Annotated in this window: 14 protein-coding genes; 8 read left to right on the plus strand and 6 right to left on the minus strand. The window is 67.0% G+C overall.

Going from position 1 to position 19,531, the window contains the following annotated elements:
* Positions 1-71: 71 nt before the first annotated feature.
* Positions 72-3,425: a carbamoyl-phosphate synthase large subunit gene (gene carB, locus FR943_RS13520; RefSeq protein WP_217157841.1), complete on the plus strand. Its 3,354-nt coding sequence runs from the start codon at positions 72-74 to the stop codon at positions 3,423-3,425.
* A 2-nt stretch (positions 3,426-3,427) separates the two neighbouring features.
* A complete protein-coding gene (gene pyrF, locus FR943_RS13525) occupies positions 3,428-4,252 on the plus strand; it encodes an orotidine-5'-phosphate decarboxylase (protein ID WP_217157843.1) in 825 nt (274 codons plus the stop codon).
* 225 nt (positions 4,253-4,477) lie between these two features.
* Here the strand turns inward: pyrF and FR943_RS13530 are convergent, their stop codons facing one another.
* The gene (locus FR943_RS13530) at positions 4,478-5,026 is read right to left on the minus strand and encodes a hypothetical protein (RefSeq protein ID WP_217157845.1); all 549 of its coding nucleotides are present in this window, start codon (positions 5,024-5,026) and stop codon (positions 4,478-4,480) included.
* Positions 5,027-5,525: 499 nt separating this feature from the next.
* Between FR943_RS13530 and mihF the strand changes: the two genes are divergently transcribed.
* The 5 genes from mihF to metK all read left to right on the plus strand — a co-directional run bounded on the left by mihF (position 5,526) and on the right by metK (position 9,476).
* On the plus strand, positions 5,526-5,840 hold the full coding sequence (gene mihF, locus FR943_RS13535) for an integration host factor, actinobacterial type (RefSeq protein ID WP_003880790.1): 315 nt from the start codon (positions 5,526-5,528) through the stop codon (positions 5,838-5,840).
* Between the two features lie 11 nt (positions 5,841-5,851).
* Positions 5,852-6,445 (plus strand): guanylate kinase, encoded by a 594-nt coding sequence (gene gmk / locus FR943_RS13540; protein ID WP_218045563.1) that lies wholly within the window; start codon positions 5,852-5,854, stop codon positions 6,443-6,445.
* 103 nt (positions 6,446-6,548) lie between these two features.
* The gene (rpoZ, locus tag FR943_RS13545; RefSeq protein WP_217157847.1) at positions 6,549-6,872 is read left to right on the plus strand and encodes a DNA-directed RNA polymerase subunit omega; all 324 of its coding nucleotides are present in this window, start codon (positions 6,549-6,551) and stop codon (positions 6,870-6,872) included.
* A gap of 17 nt (positions 6,873-6,889) precedes the next feature.
* Positions 6,890-8,137, plus strand: a complete 1,248-nt coding sequence (gene coaBC, locus FR943_RS13550) for a bifunctional phosphopantothenoylcysteine decarboxylase/phosphopantothenate--cysteine ligase CoaBC (protein ID WP_217157849.1) — start codon at positions 6,890-6,892, stop codon at positions 8,135-8,137.
* Positions 8,138-8,276: 139 nt separating this feature from the next.
* Positions 8,277-9,476 carry a methionine adenosyltransferase gene (gene metK, locus FR943_RS13555; RefSeq protein ID WP_217157851.1) on the plus strand — a complete coding sequence of 400 codons (1,200 nt, stop codon included), beginning with the start codon at positions 8,277-8,279 and terminating at the stop codon, positions 9,474-9,476.
* A gap of 135 nt (positions 9,477-9,611) precedes the next feature.
* On the opposite strand, the gene FR943_RS13560 is transcribed toward metK, so the two are convergent.
* From FR943_RS13560 to FR943_RS13580, 5 genes are all read right to left on the minus strand, one after another.
* The gene (locus tag FR943_RS13560) at positions 9,612-11,084 is read right to left on the minus strand and encodes a flavin-containing monooxygenase (protein ID WP_217157853.1); all 1,473 of its coding nucleotides are present in this window, start codon (positions 11,082-11,084) and stop codon (positions 9,612-9,614) included.
* A 77-nt stretch (positions 11,085-11,161) separates the two neighbouring features.
* Entirely contained in the window at positions 11,162-15,043 is a 3,882-nt protein-coding gene (locus FR943_RS13565; protein WP_246584980.1) for a lipopolysaccharide biosynthesis protein, read from the minus strand.
* Positions 15,044-15,063: 20 nt separating this feature from the next.
* Positions 15,064-16,236 carry a 3-dehydroquinate synthase II family protein gene (locus FR943_RS13570; RefSeq protein ID WP_217157854.1) on the minus strand — a complete coding sequence of 391 codons (1,173 nt, stop codon included), beginning with the start codon at positions 16,234-16,236 and terminating at the stop codon, positions 15,064-15,066.
* 34 nt (positions 16,237-16,270) lie between these two features.
* On the minus strand, positions 16,271-17,107 hold the full coding sequence (locus tag FR943_RS13575; RefSeq protein ID WP_217157856.1) for a 2-amino-3,7-dideoxy-D-threo-hept-6-ulosonate synthase: 837 nt from the start codon (positions 17,105-17,107) through the stop codon (positions 16,271-16,273).
* A 90-nt stretch (positions 17,108-17,197) separates the two neighbouring features.
* Positions 17,198-18,385 (minus strand): 4-hydroxybenzoate 3-monooxygenase, encoded by a 1,188-nt coding sequence (locus tag FR943_RS13580; protein WP_217158254.1) that lies wholly within the window; start codon positions 18,383-18,385, stop codon positions 17,198-17,200.
* Positions 18,386-18,659: 274 nt separating this feature from the next.
* Between FR943_RS13580 and FR943_RS13585 the strand changes: the two genes are divergently transcribed.
* Positions 18,660-19,514: a glycosyltransferase family 2 protein gene (locus FR943_RS13585; RefSeq protein WP_217157858.1), complete on the plus strand. Its 855-nt coding sequence runs from the start codon at positions 18,660-18,662 to the stop codon at positions 19,512-19,514.
* Positions 19,515-19,531: the final 17 nt, after the last annotated feature.

The raw sequence follows: 19,531 nt of genomic DNA on the forward strand, positions 1-19,531 counted from the left end.
TGTCTGCTGGACGGCACGCCGCCAATTCACCTGTAAATACGCACGCTCGTGCCGAACTGGGGGTGCGCTCAATGCCACGTCGCTCTGATCTCAACCACGTATTGGTGATCGGGTCGGGACCGATCGTCATCGGCCAGGCCTGCGAATTCGACTACTCGGGCACCCAGGCCTGCCGGGTGCTGCGCTCCGAGGGCATCCAGGTCAGCCTGGTGAACTCCAATCCGGCCACGATCATGACCGATCCCGAGTACGCCGACAACACCTACGTCGAGCCGATCACCTGGGAGTTCGTCGAGAAGGTCATCGTCCAGCAGGCTGAGCGCGGCAACAAGATCGACGCCGTGCTGGCCACCCTCGGTGGCCAGACCGCGCTGAACACCGCAGTGGCCCTGCACGACAATGGTGTCCTGGAGCGCTACGGGGTGGAGCTCATCGGCGCAGACTTCGAGGCCATCCAGCGCGGCGAGGACCGGCAGAAGTTCAAGGACATCGTCGCCAAGGTGGGCGGTGAATCCGCCCGCAGCCGCGTGTGTTTCACCATGGACGAGGTCCGTGAGACCGTGGCCGACCTGGGACTGCCCGTCGTCGTGCGCCCGTCGTTCACCATGGGTGGGCTCGGGTCGGGCATGGCGTACTCGGCCGAGGACGTCGAGCGGATGGCCGGTGACGGCCTGGCCGCCTCGCCGTCGGCGAACGTGCTGATCGAGGAATCCATCTACGGATGGAAGGAGTACGAGCTCGAGCTGATGCGCGACGGCCGCGACAACGTGGTGGTGGTGTGCTCGATCGAGAACTTCGACCCGATGGGCGTGCACACCGGCGACTCGGTGACCGTGGCGCCGGCGATGACGCTGACCGACCGCGAGTACCAGACGATGCGCGATCTGGGCATCGCGATCCTGCGAGAAGTCGGCGTCGACACCGGCGGCTGCAACATCCAGTTCGCGGTGAACCCGAAAGACGGCCGGCTGATCGTCATCGAGATGAACCCCCGGGTGTCCCGCTCGAGTGCACTGGCGTCGAAGGCCACCGGCTTCCCGATCGCCAAGATCGCGGCCAAGCTGGCCATCGGCTACACCCTCGACGAGATCCTCAACGACATCACCAAGGAAACCCCGGCCTGCTTCGAACCCACGCTGGATTATGTGGTGGTCAAGGCGCCGCGGTTCGCGTTCGAGAAGTTCCCCGGTGCCGACGCCACGCTGACCACCACAATGAAGTCCGTCGGTGAGGCAATGTCGTTGGGCCGCAACTTCATCGAAGCTCTCGGCAAGGTGATGCGGTCACTGGAGACCAGCCGGGCCGGGTTCTGGACGGGCCCGGACCCCGACACGACGGTCGAACAGCTGCTGACCGGCCTGCGCACCGCGGTGGACGGCCGGCTCTATGACATCGAGCACGCCTTACGTCTGGGCGCCAGTGTCGAGCAGGTGGCCGAGGCCTCCGGCGTCGACCCGTGGTTCATCGAACAGATCGCCGGGCTGGTGGCGCTGCGCGCCGAACTGCTGGAGGCGCCCGTGCTCGACGCCCGGTTGCTGCGGCGGGCCAAGCACAGCGGCCTGTCGGACCGCCAGATCGCCGCGCTGCGACCGGAACTGGCCGGTGAGGCCGGTGTGCGTGCGCTGCGCCGCCGGCTCGGCATCCACCCGGTGTACAAGACCGTCGACACCTGCGCGGCCGAGTTCGACGCCAAGACGCCCTACCACTACAGCAGCTACGAACTCGACCCCGCCGCCGAGACCGAGGTCGCCCCGCAGACCGAGAAGCCCAAGGTGCTCATCCTGGGCTCCGGACCGAACCGGATCGGTCAGGGCATCGAATTCGACTACAGCTGCGTGCATGCCGCGACGACGCTGAGCTCCGTCGGGTTCGAGACCGTGATGGTCAACTGCAACCCCGAGACGGTGTCCACCGACTACGACACCGCCGACCGGCTGTACTTCGAGCCACTCACCTTCGAGGACGTGCTGGAGGTCTACTACGCCGAAGACACCTCCGGGAAAGGCGAGGACGGGACCGGTCCCGGCGTCGTCGGAGTGATCGTGCAGCTCGGCGGCCAGACCCCGCTGGGCCTGGCCAAGCGCCTCGAAGCGGCCGGGGTTCCGATTGTGGGCACCGGCCCCGACGCCATCGACCTGGCCGAGGACCGTGGCCTGTTCGGCGAGGTCCTGGTCAATGCGGGCCTGCCGGCCCCGCGTTTCGGTACCGCCACCAGCTTCGAGCAGGCCCGCCGGATCGCCGCCGACATCGGCTACCCGGTGCTGGTGCGTCCCTCCTACGTGCTGGGCGGGCGCGGGATGGAGATCGTCTACGACGAGGCCACCCTCGAGGGCTACATCGCCCGCGCCACCCAGCTGTCGCCAGAACACCCGGTGCTCGTCGACCGGTTCCTCGAGGACGCCATCGAGATCGACGTCGACGCGCTGTGCGATGGCAACGAGGTGTACATCGGCGGCATCATGGAGCACATCGAGGAGGCCGGTATCCACTCCGGTGATTCGGCGTGTGCGCTGCCCCCGGTGACCTTGGGCCGCAGTGACATCGAATCGGTGCGCCGCGCCACCGAGGCCATCGCCCATGGCATCGGCGTGGTCGGGCTGCTCAACGTCCAGTACGCGCTCAAGGACGACGTGCTGTACGTGCTGGAGGCCAACCCCAGAGCGTCCCGCACGGTGCCCTTTGTCTCCAAGGCCACCGCGGTGCCGTTGGCGAAGGCCTGTGCCCGGGTGATGCTGGGCGCCACGATCGCCGAGTTGCGCAACGAGGGACTGCTCAACCGGACCGGTGACGGGGCCACCATCGCCCGCAATGCCCCGGTCGCGGTGAAGGAGGCCGTGTTGCCGTTCCACCGGTTCCGCCGCGCCGACGGTGCCCAGGTGGACTCCCTGCTCGGCCCCGAGATGAAGTCGACGGGCGAGGTGATGGGCATCGACCACGATTTCGGCACCGCGTTCGCCAAGAGCCAGACCGCAGCCTACGGATCGTTGCCGGCGTCGGGCACGGTGTTCGTGTCGGTGGCCAACCGGGACAAGCGCTCGCTGGTGTTCCCGGTCAAGCGGCTGGCCGATCTCGGCTTCCGGGTGCTGGCCACCGAAGGCACCGCAGAGATGCTGCGCCGCAACGGTATTCCCTGCGGTGAAGTGCGCAAGCACTCTGAAGAGCCTCGCGACGACAACCCGCTTCCCTCCTCGATCGACGTGATCAAGTCCGGTGAGGTCGACATGGTGATCAACACGCCGTACGGAAACTCGGGCCCGCGTGTCGACGGGTACGAGATCCGTTCGGCGGCAGTGTCGATGAACATCCCGTGCGTGACGACGGTGCAGGGCGCCTCGGCGGCCGTCCAGGGTATCGAGGCGGGCATCCGCGGGGACATCGGCGTGATGTCGCTGCAGGAGCTGCACAGCGAATTGGAATCGCGATAGCGATGGGCACGTTCGGGAAGCGGCTGGCCGACGCGGTCTCGGCGCGGGGTCCGCTGTGTCCCGGCATCGACCCTCACCCCGAGCTGTTGCGTGCCTGGGGCCTGTCCGTGGACGCCGACGGGCTGGCCGCGTTCAGCGACATCTGCGTGAGTGCGTTCGCCGGATTCGCGATCGTCAAACCGCAGGTGGCGTTCTTCGAGGCGTTTGGCTCGGCCGGGTTCGCGGTGCTGGAGCGCACGATCGCTGCGCTGCGGGGGCACGGCGTGCTGGTGCTCGCCGACGCCAAGCGCGGCGACATCGGCTCCACCATGGCGGCCTACGCCGCCGCCTGGGCCGGTGACTCGCCGTTGGCGGCCGACGCCGTGACCGCGTCACCGTATCTGGGCTTCGGTTCGTTGCAGCCGCTGCTGGACACCGCGGCGACCCATGACCGCGGGGTGTTCGTGCTGGCGGCCACCTCCAACCCGGAAGGCGCCGGTGTGCAACGCGCCATGGTCGGGGCGCGCACTGTCGCCCAGTCCATCGTCGACTCCGTCGCAGCGGTCAATCGAGCTGCCGTCGATCGGTCCGGTGAGCCCACCGGTTCGGTCGGCGTGGTCGTCGGCGCCACAGTTTCCGAACCGCCCGATCTCAGCGCGCTGGACGGACCGGTGCTGGTCCCCGGCGTCGGGGCCCAGGGCGGGCGTACCGACGCGCTGGGTGCGTTCGGCGGGGCGGGCGTGGTGCTGCCCGCCGTATCGCGGGAGGTGCTGCGACAGGGGCCCGCGGTGGCCGATCTGCGCGGGGCGGCCGAACGACTGCGCGACGAGGTCGCCTACCTCGCGTGAGGGTGCCCGCGGTGCAGCTGGGGCCGCGCGCGTCGAACACGAAATCGGCGGACCGCCACGGTGGCGGTCCGCCGATTCGTCGTGTCACAGCACCGTTTTCCACCGCCGGGCAGTGGAAGGTGGATTAGCGCAACCCAGGCGCGGAAAGCGGTGACCGGCCCGAGAAATGCTTGAGCCCAATCGGATTGGTCACTGTGCTGCCCGGGCGTGCGACGGCGCAGCGGGTCACAGCGGGATCCAGATGCCGAACAGCCAGAAACCCCAGTTGTTGAACTGCGGGTTGAAGAACGGGGACACCCAGTGCCCGTTGTAGTTGAACGGCTGGTGGTCGTGGCGGGCCTGGTCGATCCCGCGCCAGGCCATGTTCGGCGGCGGGGGTGGCGGGGCGTCCCAGGGGCCGTGGCCCGGGCCACCGGGTCCGCCGGGTCCGCCGGGTCCACCCGGTCCACCGGGGCTACCAGGTCCACCGGGTCCGCCTGGACCACCGGGGTGATCAGGTCCGCCGGGACCGCCAGGCCAACCAGGTCCACCCGGTCCACCGTGGCGATCGGGCCCACCTGGGCCCCCGTTTTGCCCTGGGCCACCTGGCCCGCGGTCACCGGGCCCACCTGGCCCGCGGTCGCCCGGACCGCCGGGTCCACCGGGGCCCTGGCAGTTGCCGAAGGCGCACGGCGGCCCGGGATCCGCCGCTGCCATCGGTGCCCCGGCGGCCAAAGTGGCGGTTCCGAGAGCCACGGTCAAGGCAGAAGCGCAGGTCAGACGCTTGATGTTCATGTCCAGCTTCCCTTCACGGGCGTCGGACGCCCGATCAGGGGAGGCTATTTAGCCGAGCTGTGTAACTGCTATGTGGCAACTAGGCCCGGGCTAGGTGTCGATTCCGGCGGTCCCTTGACGTGCGCGTCATCCGTCCCGACACGCCCGACACGCCGTGACCAGCGAAAATTTTCTCCCGGTGGCCGTGACGTCCAGGTCCGGCGGTGCCGCCACCGGTGGCATACCCATCGGTAGGTAGCTACAACTGGCTCGAAAACCATTGACTTGCAGGAATATCCGGCTCGACGGCGGATCGCCGCCGATGCTGGCCGGCGATTTCGGCGCACCGCGGCCGCGCGGCGGAGCGCACTACACGCTGGGCTTTTAGCGTCGTAACCAGGGGGTGGGGTTCGCATTCGTCAGTCCGCGTGGGTACGGTCGTCGTCGCTGGCTGGTTTGCACTCCAGCCGTACAAAACAAGTGATGGCCGAAGAGAAATCGCCAGGAGACGGAGGAAACCGTGGCCCTTCCCCAGTTGACCGACGAACAGCGCGCGGCAGCGTTGGAGAAGGCTGCTGCCGCACGTCGAGCGCGAGCCGAGCTCAAGGATCGACTCAAGCGCGGCGGCACCAACCTCAAGCAGGTGCTCACCGACGCCGAGACCGACGAGGTCTTGGGCAAGATGAAGGTTTCCGCGCTGCTGGAGGCCCTGCCCAAGGTCGGCAAGGTCAAGGCACAGGAAATCATGACCGAACTGGAGATCGCCCCGACGCGCCGCCTGCGTGGCCTCGGTGATCGTCAGCGCAAGGCCCTCCTGGAGAAGTTCGACCAGTAGAGACCTCCGCATTGAGCGCTGGTAGAGGGGCTGGACAACACATCGCGGCGGCTCCCGTCGTCGTGTTGTCCGGTCCCTCCGCCGTCGGGAAGTCCACCGTCGTCCGCTGTCTGCGGGAGCGGCTTCCCGACCTGTATTTCTCCGTTTCGGTCACGACCAGGGCACCGCGGCCGGGGGAGGTCGACGGTGTCGACTACACATTCGTGTCCGCTGAGCAGTTCCAGCAGTTGATCGATGACGGTGAGCTGCTGGAATGGGCCGAAATCCACGGTGGGCTGCATCGCTCGGGGACACCGGCCCAGCCGGTACGGGAGGCCACTGCCGCGGGGCGACCGGTGCTGATCGAGGTCGATCTGGCCGGGGCGCGTGCGGTCAAGCAGGCCATGCCCGAGGCGGTATCGGTGTTCCTGGCCCCGCCGAGCTGGGACGAACTGGTCAACCGGTTGTCCGCGCGGGGCACCGAGTCACCCGAGGTGATGGCCCGGCGATTGGAGACGGCGCGGGCCGAAATGGCCGCCAAGTCCGACTTTGACCAGGTAGTGGTGAACCGCCAGTTGGATACTGCGTGCGCTGAATTGGTATCCTTGCTGGTGGACAGCCGATGACTCATCGTGCCGGGGCCGACGCGATCGGATCCGCGAGCCACCTGCCCGCTGTTCACAAATGCATTCACGGCATTCGTTCCATCAACCGCCAGGAGACTTTTTCGTGAGCACCCCGCACGCCGACGCGCAGCTGGCCGCTGCGGACGATTTGGGTATCGATTCGTCCGCTGCCAGCGCCTACGACACGCCGCTGGGCATCACCAACCCGCCCATCGACGAGTTGCTGGACCGCGCGTCGAGCAAGTACGCGCTGGTGATCTACGCCGCCAAGCGGGCGCGCCAGATCAACGATTACTACAACCAGCTCGGTGACGGCATTCTGGAGTACGTCGGCCCGCTGGTCGAGCCGGGTCTGCAGGAGAAGCCGCTGTCGATCGCGCTGCGGGAGATCCACGAGGACCTGCTCGAGCACACCGAGGGCGAGTAGCCAGGCCGGGCGGGCACGTGAGCGCGCGCAAGCGAGTCGTCGTCGGTGTCGCCGGCGGTATCGCCGCCTACAAGGCCTGCACGCTGGTCCGTCAGCTCACCGAGGCCGGACATTCGGTGCGGGTGCTCCCCACCGAGTCGGCGTTGCGTTTCGTCGGTGCCGCCACGTTCGAGGCTCTGTCGGGCAATCCCGTGCACACCGGCGTGTTCACCGACGTCCATGAGGTGCCCCACGTCCGGATCGGCCAGGAAGCCGATCTGGTCGTCGTCGCGCCCGCCACCGCGGACCTGTTGGCGCGTGCGGTGGCCGGCCGGGCCGATGATCTGCTGACCGCCACGCTGCTGACCGCGCGATGTCCGGTGCTGTTCGCTCCCGCGATGCACACCGAGATGTGGTTTCACCCGGCCACCGCCGACAACGTGGCCACTTTGCGTCGCCGCGGGGCGGTGGTGCTGGAACCGGCCTCCGGCCGGCTCACCGGTGCCGACAGCGGGGCCGGGAGACTGCCCGAGGCCGAGGAGATCACCACGTTCGCCCAGCTGCTGCTGGAGCGCGGTGACGCCCTGCCCTACGACCTGGCCGGCGTCAAGGCGCTGGTGACCGCCGGCGGCACCCGCGAACCCATCGACCCGGTGCGCTTCATCGGCAACCGCAGCTCCGGCAAGCAGGGCTATGCGGTGGCTCGAGTGTTGGCCCAGCGCGGCGCCGAGGTGACATTGATCGCGGGCAACACCGCCGGCCTGGTCGATCCGGCCGGTGTCGACGTCGTCCACATCGGCTCGGCGGCGCAACTGCGCGATGCGGTGTCCAAGTACGCCGGCGAAGCCAACGTGCTGGTGATGGCCGCGGCCGTGGCAGATTTCCGGCCGGCCCAGGTGGCGACCAGCAAGATCAAGAAGGGTGGCGCCACCGAGCCCAGTTCCATCGACCTGGTGCGCAACGATGACGTGCTGGCCGGGGCGGTACGGGCCCGCGCTGACGGTCAGCTGCCGCATATGCAGGCGATCGTGGGGTTTGCTGCCGAAACCGGCGACGCCAACGGCGACGTGCTGTTCCATGCCCGGGCGAAACTGCAGCGCAAGGGCTGTGACCTGTTGGTTGTCAACGCGGTCGGGGAGAACCGGGCGTTCGAGGTGGACCACAACGACGGATGGTTGCTGAGCGCCGATGGCGCCGAGGTGGCGCTCGAACACGGGTCGAAGACTCTGATGGCTACTCGTATCGTGGACTCCATCGCGGCGTTTCTGGGCAAGCACGGCGACTGAGTCGATATTTACATCCCCGTCAAAATGGGGGTTGCGCATTGGCGTCCCGCGCGATTGGGTGCAACAGAGCACAGATATCATCGGCCTGACTAGACTAACTAGATAGGCTTTCTAAATCGGCAAGGAAGGAAACCGCACCGTGAGCCAAGGTCGCCTGTTTACCAGTGAGTCGGTAACCGAGGGGCATCCCGACAAGATCTGTGACGCGATCAGTGACTCGGTGCTCGACGCGCTGTTGGACCAGGATCCCAAATCGCGGGTCGCGGTGGAGACACTCGTCACCACCGGTCAGGTGCACGTCGCCGGAGAGGTCACCACCTCCGCCTATGCCGATATCCCCAAGATCGTGCGCGAGCGCATCCTCGACATCGGCTATGACTCGTCGACCAAGGGCTTCGACGGTGCTTCGTGCGGTGTGAACATCGCGATCGGCGCGCAGTCGCCCGACATCGCCCAGGGTGTGGACACCGCCCACGAGGCGCGTGTCGAGGGTGCCGGGGATCCACTCGACGCCCAGGGCGCCGGTGACCAGGGCTTGATGTTCGGCTACGCCATCAGCGACACCCCGGAACTGATGCCGCTGCCCATCGCGCTGGCGCATCGGCTGTCGCGGCGGCTGACCGAGGTCCGCAAGAGCGGTGTGCTCGACTACCTGCGTCCGGACGGCAAGACCCAGGTCACCATCCAGTACGACGGCAAGACCCCGGTGCGGTTGGACACCGTGGTGTTGTCCACCCAGCACGCCGAGGGCATCGACCTGGACGGCACCCTGACCCCGGACATCCGCGAAAAGGTCGTCAACACCGTGCTGGCCGACCTCAACCACGAGACGCTGGACACCTCCGATTTCCGCCTGCTGGTCAACCCGACCGGCAAGTTCGTGCTGGGCGGGCCGATGGGTGACGCCGGTCTGACCGGTCGCAAGATCATCGTCGACACCTACGGCGGCTGGGCCCGCCACGGCGGCGGCGCGTTCTCGGGCAAGGATCCGTCAAAGGTGGACCGTTCGGCGGCCTACGCGACCCGCTGGGTGGCCAAGAACGTGGTCGCCGCGGGCCTGGCGGAGCGGGTCGAGGTGCAGGTGGCCTACGCGATCGGCAAGGCCGCCCCGGTCGGGCTGTTCGTCGAGACCTTCGGCACCGAGACCGTCGACCCCGCGCGCATCGAGAAGGCCATCAGCAGCGTGTTCGACCTGCGTCCCGGCGCGATCATCCGTGACCTGGACCTGCTGCGGCCGATCTATGCCCAGACCGCGGCCTACGGCCATTTCGGGCGCACCGACATCGAGCTGCCGTGGGAGCAGCTCAACAAGGTCGACGAGCTGAAGGCCTCGGTCTAGTTCTCCACTCGACAGCCCCCGATCAGCGATCGGGGGCTGTTGTGTTTCTTGGGCTGTGGCGGCCGCGAAAGTGACGCAGCTGGCGTAGCGCCGCGCGTGGGACGACGTTTGCGTCGCATTCGGCGTGAGGAGCGCCTATGACGTGAACGCGTAGTCCTCCAGCGGGAAGCTGCGGCTGCGCCAGTACGCCTCGAACGTGGTGGCCGGCCGCAACGGCACGTCGCCATTGCGGTCGAAGTAGTAGCTGTTGGCCAGGCTGCAGCTGTCCTGCCAGAAGATCTGGCGGTGCCGTTTGCGCATCATCTCCGCGAAGTAACGGTCGTTGGCCTCCGGCCGCACCTCGACGCGGCGCGCCGCCCGTCGGCCGGCATGGGCGATACACCGCACCAGATGCCGGGTCTGGGCTTCGATCAACGCGAAGTAGGACGAGCCGACGTATCCGTACGGGCCCATCACGGAAAAGAAGTTGGCGAATCCCGGGATGCTCACACCTTCGTAGGCCTGCATCCGGTTGTGCTTCCAGAACTCGCTCAGCAGCTGCCCACCCGACCCCACGACGTCGAAGGTCAGGGCATCGACATCCATCACCTTGAAGCCGGTGGCCAGGATGAGGACGTCCACGTCGTGGCTCTCCCCGTCGGTGGTGGCGACGCCGGACCCGGTGATCTTGTCGATCGGTTCGGTGACCAACCGCACGTTGTCGCGGTTGAAGGTGGCCAGATAGCCGTTGTGGAAGCCAGGTCGTTTGCATCCCACCGCGTAGCGCGGTGTGAGCTTGTCGCGCACTTGCGGATCGTGCACCTGTTGACGGAGATAGGCCCGCCCGGCCGCGCCGGCCCGTTTGGCGAACGGGTTGACGGTGAAGTACTGCGCGGCCAGCGGGAAGGTGAACTCCACATACGCCTGGCTGACCAGACGGTGCAGGGTCCGGCCGCCGGGCAGCCGCAGCGCCCAGCGTGCCACTGCCGGGATCGGCACGTCGAACTTGGGGAAGCACCAGATGGGCGTGCGTTGAAACACGGTGAGTTGCTTGACCTTCGGGGCGATCTCCGGGATCACCTGGACCGCCGAGGCGCCGGTGCCGACGACGGCGACCCGCTTGCCGGTCAGATCCTGGGTGTGATCCCAGCGGGCGGTGTGCAGGGTGACCCCGGCGAAGGAGTCCACACCGTCGATTTCCGGCAGCTTGGGGATGGTCAGCACGCCACTGGCGTTGACCAGAAACCGTGCCGTCAGGGTGTCGCCGCCCGTCAACTCGAGGCGCCACAGGTTCTCGTCGTCATCGAAGACGGCCCGCTCGACGGTGGTGTTGAACCGGATCCGAGAGCGCAGCCCGTACTTGTCGACACAGCTGTCCGCATAGCCGCGTAGCTCGTTGCCGGGCGCGTAGGTGCGGGACCAGTCCCGTGACTGCTCGAACGAGAACTGGTAGGAAAACGATGGAATATCCACGGCCACACCGGGATAGGTGTTCCAGTACCAGGTGCCGCCGGCGCCGTCCCCGGCTTCGACGATCAGAAGGTCGGGCAGGCCGACCCGGTCCAGGGCGATGGCGGTGCCGATTCCGGAGAAGCCGGCACCGACGATGAGGGTGTGGAAGTCGGGCATGACGCCTCCCGGTGATGGTGCTCCGCTGCGCTTCGTCTCACCTTAGACCCGGGTGGGCTCCGGAGCGGGCCACCCGGCTACACCCCATCGGGCAGCGGTTCGCGCTGCAGGCTGGGCCGTGTCGTTGCGATCAACTCGACGATCGCGGAGATGTAGGGCTCACGCACGATCGAATGGTGATCGCACGGCAGGGTCTCGATGATCAACTCACCGGTGAGGATGTAGGGCCACAACCGGGGGTCATCCCGGTTGAGATGGCTCAGCAGCAACAGTGCGCGCCCCGACCACGGCCGGGGCCGGTGCATCAATCCGACGCGCACCCCCACCTCTTCGAGCGCCTGCGCCTGGCGCTGCCCGGTCTGGTGGACCAGGCCGGCCAGCGGCAACATCAACCGCCGGCGCCACAGTTCGCGCCGGGTGAGGCGATCGTTCTGGTCGAGGGTCAGGACCGCGTTGGGCACCTCCTGGCGGGCCGCGCGGACTGCCCCGGGCGACAGGAACGGATCCAAAAGCACCACCAGCTCCACGGTTTCGCCGGCCGCCTCGAGCAGATGCGCGACCTCCAAGGCGATGTAACCGCCCAACGAGTGGCCGACGAGTGTGTACGGCCCGTGCGGTTGCAGCCGGGTCAGGTCGGACAGATGGCGACGGGCGGCGCGGCCGATGCTCCAATCGGGCACCCCGCGGTTCTCCAGACCGTTCGGGATGAACGCGTACACAGCGGTGTCGGGGCCGGTGCTGTCCGCCAGTGGTACGAAGGTGAGCGCCGATGCGCCCGCGCCGGTGAAACACAACAGGGGATTGGGATGTGGTTCACCACTGGCGTTTTCGGGCACCGGACGGATCGGCACGGTGGTGGGGGCCAGCCGTTGCCGATGCACCGGGACCCGGGAGTCGATCCGGTCGGACAACGTGGCGGCGAACTGCGCCACCGTGGGTGCGCTGGCCAGGTCGGCGTGCGACAGGCGCACACCGTGCAGGTCGCTGATCCGTGCCAGCATCTGGGTGACGGTCAGTGAATCTCCGCCCAGCGCATAGAAACTCTCGGTGCGGCCGACTTCCTTGAGCTGGAGTACTTCGGTCCACACCTCGGCGATCATCGATTCCAGCCCGCTGCGGGGCGGTGTGCCGGTCGCCCGGCTGGGCGGGGGAAGGGCCTGACGATCCACTTTCCCGCGTTCGGTGCGGGGCAGGTCGGGCAGGATCACGATGTGTGCCGGCACCATCCATGGCGGTAGGTCGCGGTGCAGGCGGGTGCGCAGATCGGCCACCGACGGCGCCCGGCTGTCCGGTGAGGGCGCCAGGTAGGCGATGAGTTCCCTTGGGCTCGCCTCGTTCTCGCTCGGCGATGGGGCGGCCAGGACCGTGGCCTCGCGGACCTCCGGGTAGCGCAGCAGGGCTGCTTCGATCTCGGCCGGTTCGACCAGATAACCGCGGATCTTGACCGCCGCGTCGGCCCGCCCGACCAGGATCAGGTTGCCGGCGTTGTCCCATCTGGCGATATCGCTGCCCCGGAATGTGCGAGTGCCATCGGCGTCGGCGACGAAGTGGCTGTCCGCTGCGTTGGGATCGAGGTATCCGAGCGCCAGGTAGCGCGAGGATATCGACATCGACCCGTCGGTGTCGATGTGGATCTTCTTGTGCGGTGAGGCAATTCCGGCGGGTATCACGCCGTCGGGGATCTCGGCGCCGGGAGCGATGTCGTAGGTGGCGATGGAGCTGGCCTCCGAGGAGCCGACCCAGTTGACGAAAACCGCGTTGGGCGCGAGCATCCGCGCGCGGTGTGCGTGACGCGAGTGGGCTGCCTCACCGGTGGTGATGATGCGGTCGAGTCGTGGCAACTGGTCACCATGGGCGGCGGTGCACAACGCTTCGAGGAACGCCGGTGTCGAGACCAGCACCTGTGCACCGGTGTCGCCGATCCGCTCGAAGGCCTCACGTGGACTTTCGGCGCGCGGGTCCACGGCGATCACCTCGGCCCCGTTGAGCAGGGAACCGGTGAGCACATTGAGGCCCGCGCCGAAGCTGATCGGCATACACAGTGCCACGCGGCGTCCGGTGTCGATACCGAACCGGTCGTGCATGAGCTGAGCGTCGCAGAGCCACATGCCGTTTCCGTGTTTGACGGCCTTCGGCGTGCCTGCCGAACCCGAGGTGAACTGAATGCTGGTGATGTCGTCGACACCGGACTTGCGGATCGCGGTGAGCGGACCCGTTGCGGCGGCGGGGATCTCGGTGCTGTGCACCTGACAACTCGGAGCCAGGGTTTGGGTGAGTTCGCCGGTCGGGTTGTCGGTGAGCAGAGTGTCGGCCGTCCAGCCGTGCTCGTCCAGGATGTCGACGATCGTCTGCACCCGGTTGATGGGCAGGCCCGGATCCAGCGCGACCAGTACGGAATCCGAGGCGAACACGCCGAGCACCGCGGCGACCGTACCCGGTGAGATGCCCGAGGACACCAGGATGACCCGCGCCCGGCCGTCCGCTGCGAACGACGGCACCCAGTGCGCGGCCGCGGCCGCGAGTTCGCCGTAGCTGATGTCTCCGGCCGCGGTGTGCACCGCGGTGCGGTCCTGCCGTGCCGCGGCGGTCAGGCTGAACTGCTCGACCACGGAGGTGAATTCGAGCGGCCGCTCGGTGGGCGCGGGTGGGGGCGTTGCCGGCCGGTCTTCTGCGGCGGGAGGGGGAACCGCGTCAAGCGCGCGACGGACGTGCCGGATGGTGGGACCGATGATGATCAAGGTGCAGACAATCTCCGTGGCAAGGTAGCTGTATCCCACCGCGTCGATACCCCAGATGGGCGTGCTGACGGCGATGCCGCCGACGATCAGGCACCCGGCGAGCAGTTGAACCGTGACTGCCAGTTTGAGCTTGCGCTGGAGTCGCGACATCGCCACATAAATCGTCGTCAGTGCCAGGAAGGGCAGGGTGAGTGCCATCAACCGGATGAGATGGGTTCCCTGGGCGGCATATTCGGATCCCATGATGCCGAGTACGAGCGGCGCGGTCAGCAGCAGCCCGATGCATCCGGCCACCGCCGCACCGCCGCACATGATGGTGAAGCGCAGCGTGCACGCACGCAGATCGGCACCGGGTGCCGATGCGGTGGCGATGAACGGTGCCGCGGTGGCGTTCAGCAGTACACCGATGGTGTTGACCACCAGCCAACACATCGAGAAGTACGCGTTCATCTCGGTGCCGAGCCGAGCCACGATGATGAGCGGGACCAACAGTGGTACCACCATGCCGACCGCGTTGATGGCGTACGAGCTGACGAAGAAGTGGACCAGTTCGCCCCGGGGCGGCAGGTCGGCTTCGCCCGCACGACGGCGGCTGACCGGCCGGATCACCCGGATACTCACTGCCGCAGCGATCATCGCGGCAGGCAACACCCAGGCCCACACGATCGCCGAGCCCGTCGCCAGCGGGATGAACGCGCCGACGGCGAGGAGCTTGGCGGTGGATTGGCCGATGTTCTTCGCGGCGATCGTCCTCGTCCGACCCAAACCGATGAGGATCTGGTCCTGCACGGCGAACACCGCCAGGATCATCACGAAGATGGGGAACAGCAAGGTTTCGACAGCGCCGGTGAACAAGTGGGTGCGTGGGCCGAAGACCACGAACACCGCGCCGAAGACCAGCGCCGCCAGGAGCACCACGCCGAGACCTGATCGGACATAACGTCTGGTGTCCGACCCGGCGACGGGTAAGAACCGCTCGTAGAGGCTGCCGAGGCTGAGTGTGGACAGGATGGCGATCAGGGTGGCCGAGGAGATGATCGCCGATGCCCGGCCCACCTCGGCGGTGCTGTATCCCCGCGCGGCCAGCGTCCAGAAGACGAATCCCAGCGCCCCGGTCGCCGCGCCGGAGGTCATCACCGCGAAGATGTCGATGCCCAGGGCGCGTCCGCGCAGCCAGGACCGCCCGCCGAGCGCCCGCTGGACGCCCCGATTACCGATCATGGCAGCAGTGCCGTCGTGCTTCAGCGTTCGTCACAGAACTCGGTGATGGGCAGCCCGACGTGACGCGACTCGACCGGAACGCAGCCGAGCAGGCGGTCACCGGCCTTGAGTTCGGTGACGTTGTTGACGGTTCCGCCCGGTCCGAGCAACCGGACATGCCAGTCGTCCTGGGTGATCACGTTGACGGTGGCGCCGTTCGGCGCCGTCGCGGTGATGGACAACAGCGGCCGTCGCTCGATCTTCACCCGGCCGATGCGCACCTCGCGTGCGGTGCCGTCACTGCGAACGGCCAGGATCGGCTGGCCGGCCCGCAGCTCGGAAACATACCGGGTGCGGTTGTCGGGGACGAGGACGTAGGAGTGCACCGCACCGGCATTCCACCGGAAGGGGCGGGTGGGCATGTACGGCAGCGGGTGGGTTTCGCTGCAGGACAGGAACATCCCACTGGCGAACGATCCGATGAGGCAGCCTTCGTCGGTCTCCAGCAGGGAACAGGTGTCGATGCAGGCCCGATCGCCCATACCGATGTGCTCCACCCCGGTCACGGTGAGCTCCACGAGGGAAACCGGTTCATCGCGGTGGGCCACGACCCGGGCCAGGGTGACGACGTCGTCGGCACTCGACGGACTCAGGAGCAGACCGTCCGAACCGTGTTCGAGGACGAGTTTGACGATCTCGGCGTCGGTGATGTCGTTGACGACGGTGATGGTGCGGCCCCCGGAGTTCTCGGCGGCAGCGATCACGATCTCCAGCGGGATCTTGGTGGGATCGGTGAATGTCAGCACCGTCCACGGGACGGCACGCACCGCATCACACGCGTGATGCAGTGTGCGGGCATCGGATACGACCAGCTGTGTGCCCCACTCCGTCGAGACGGCCGGCGGTGTCGCTGCGCTGGCGGCGGCATCGATCAAGATCACGTCGACGGTGTGTTCGGTGACCTCGTCGGTGGCCGTATCGGCCCCGATCGCCAGCACACGTCGGATGGTGGGCGGCAGATCGCTGAGCAACATCAGGTCGTCGGAGACGATCCCGTCGATCCTCTGGTGGATGGCGGCCTGCATCACGGCATCGCGCAGGTCGTCGTCGAGGCCTCGTACGTCGATCCAGGCGAAGTGCTCTTCGCGCCGGCTCACACCGGTATCGGCCACCGGCGTGATGCTGTCAGTGACGATGTCGGAAACGTCAGTCATTGTTGTCCTTGGGGGAGAGGGAATGTCAGGTTTTTCAGGCGGATTCAAGCGTGGTGGTCAGGCTTCGTGACGCCGAACCACGGTCGTGGAGCCGGCGCGAGAGCTCGGCGGCGACGCGCTGTGGATCATCGGCATCGAAGATCAATCGCCCGAAGCTGAGGCCCGACACCGCGGTCTCGGCGACCTCTGTGCCGAACGCGATGGCGGTGTCGTCGCTGCCGCCGGCCGGTCCGCCGGCCACGAGCACCGGCAGCGGGCAGGATTCCACCACCTCGTTCATGGCGTTGGGGCTACCGGCGTAGTCGAGCTTGACGATGTCGGCGCCCAGGTCGGTGGCGATCGCCGCCAGATGTGAGAGTGTGTCGACGAGTTCGGTGCGGGAGCCGGTTTCCGGACCGCGGGCGTACATCATGGCAAGCAGGGGAACGCCCAGCACGTCGCACGCCGATGCCACCGCGCCCAGGTCGTTCAATTGCGCTGCCTCGGTAGGGGATCCGACGTTCACGTGCACGCTGACGGCATCAGCGCCCAGGCGCAGGCACTCCTCGACCGAGCCGACGAGGACCTTGCCGGTGCGGTCGAGGGCGAGATCGGTGCCGGCCGACAGGTGAATGATCAGCCCCATCTCGGTGAAGTGCGTGGGGTTGATCGACCGGGCGCGCCCCTTGTGCACCACGATCGCATCGGCGCCAGCTGCGGCCAGCAGCGCGGCCGTGCGGTCAGCATGGTCGGCTTTGCCCAGGGGGCCGATGGTCACCGAGTGGTCCATGGGCACCACGAAGGCTCGGCCAGAGTGCGGATTGAAGATGCGGGACAGCCGGATTCGCTTGCCCGTATCGCCCCGCCGGCGCCAAGCGCGGTTCTCGAACATGCACTCTCCGATCAAGGAATCGCCTATGAATTAGGCAAGGTTAGCCTAATAGGAACCTGAGAAGTGGCCTACGTTGGGCCGGTTGTCCCGTCAGTGAAAATTCCACGGGGTGGGGAACGGCAATCCGAAGTACACCTCGCTCATCGCATCCTGTTCGGCTTCCGAGGTGACCCAGCGCTGGAGCTGCGCCCGGCGCAACTCATAGTCAAAAGGGTTGTCGCTGAGCTGATGCAGGGCAGCGGTGAGCTTGGTCGAGAACGCTTGTGCCTGCCAGACCCGCGGCAGCGCGGTGGTGCTGTAGCGCTCCAGGAAATCGGTCCGGCCACTGCGATAGAACCCGCCGAGTGCATGCGAAAGGACGCAGGCGTCCGACAACGCGAGGTTCAACCCTTTCGCGCCGGTGGGTGGGACGATGTGCGCCGCATCGCCGAGCAGGAACAACGAGCCGTATTGCATCGGCTGGATGACCTCACTGCGAAGATGGGCCAGACTACGATCGAAGATCTCCCCGGTCTCCAGCGCCGGATGATCGTCGGATTCACTGCGGCGCAGCAGTTCTTTCCAGATTCGCTCGTCCGACCACTCCCTGAGGTCCGTGTCCGCCGGCACCTGAAGATATTGCCGGGTGATGTTCGGCCCGCGCATGCTGTGCAACGAAAGCCCGTCGGGGTGTGCGCAATACATCCCCTCGGCGGTCACCGGCGCGGTGCGGGCCAGGATGCCGAGCCACGCCATCGGGTAGCTGTGCGCATACCGGGTGACGGCGCCGGCCGGCGCCAGGGTGCGGCAGACGCCCTGGCTACCGTCGCATCCGGCGACGAAGTCGGCGTTCACCTCAAAAGTTTGCTGATCGACGGAATAGGTCACCGTGGGCCGATCGGTGTCGATGCCCGACACGGCGACGTCCTCGGCGCTGAACACCAGCGGCCGTCCGGTCGCGATGCGCGCCTCGATGAGGTCGTGGACGACCTCGGACTGACCATAGACATAACTGTGCCGACCGGACCGGGCGTGCAGATTCAGGTGGTGTGTCTGCCGGTCGAAGCGAATGTAGAAGCCATCATGAACCATCGCGTTGGCGTGCAGACGGTCGCCCAGGCCAATGTCCGTGAGTAGGTCCACGCTGACCTGTTCGAGGATCCCGGCCCGCACGCGCTGCTCGACGTAGTCGCGGGAGCGATGCTCGATGACAATGCTGTCGATTCCCTGAAGATGCAGCATATGGGCCAGACTGAGGCCGGCCGGGCCGGCGCCGATGATGGCAACTTGGCAGCGCAACACGACCCACTCTTCCCGCGGCCGGATGGTGAAGTCGGCGGATTCGCCGGGTCGTTCGCCAGCAGCGGTTCGAACGCGGACCTAGCTTAGTGGTTAGCTAAGGCTTACCTAAATGTGAGGCTGGTCACGTCGAGCGACGTACAGGCAAGCCTAGCCTAATCATGTACTAGCGTACCGCTGCGAAGGCGGGTTCAATCGAGTCTCGCCAAGGCTGGGTGGGTCGACGCCAGATGCGTTTTGGCCGCCACAGACGCGAGAAAGCGAACGATCCTTCGTGACTGAACTGGCTCCCGACCACGCCTCCGGCCGGTCTCATCTTGGTTTTGCTGGCAGCGACACCGATCGCAACGTTGCACCGCAGGTACCCGACGTCGCCGGGCCGCCCGACGGTGGGCGCGCTCGCCCCACGGTGACCGTTGTCATCCCGACCCTCAACGAATCCCGCAATCTGCCCTACGTGGCAGAGCGGATGCCGCCGGTCGACCAGATCGTGGTGGTGGACGGCGGTTCGGTGGACGACACCGTCACTGTGGCCCGGACGCTGTGGCCCGAGGCCACCGTGTTGCGGCAGAGTCGTTCCGGTAAAGGCAATGCGCTGGCCTGTGGCTTCGAGGTGGCCACCGGGGACATTCTGGTGATGATCGATGCCGACGGTTCCACCGATCCGGCTGAGATCCCCTTGTTCGTAGACACTTTGATCGAGGGCGCCGACCTCGCCAAGGGCAGCCGGTTCGCCCACGGTGGCGGCAGTGATGACATCACGAAGTTCCGCGGGCTCGGCAACTGGGGCTTGAACTGGTTGGTGAACCGGATATTCCGGACCTCGTTCAGCGACTTGTGTTACGGCTACAACGCATTCTGGCGTCACGCGCTGGACGTCATCGACCTGCCTGACACCACGTTGACCGGACCGCAATGGGGCGACGGCTTCGAGGTGGAAACGGTGATCAACGTCCGGATCGCCCGCAGCGGTCTGCTGATCCGCGAGGTCGGCAGTTATGAGGGCAAGCGAATTCACGGCCGCAGCAACCTCAACGCCTTCAGTGATGGTTGGCGGGTACTGCGCACCATCGACCGCGAGCGGCGCGAACACAAGGCCGTCAAAGCCCGGTTGGCCGCGGGGCGCTGAAACTCCCTTGCAGCACC

Origin of the sequence: [Mycobacterium] fortunisiensis (genome assembly GCF_019050325.1) — a bacterium.
GTDB lineage: Bacteria > Actinomycetota > Actinomycetes > Mycobacteriales > Mycobacteriaceae > Mycobacterium > Mycobacterium fortunisiensis.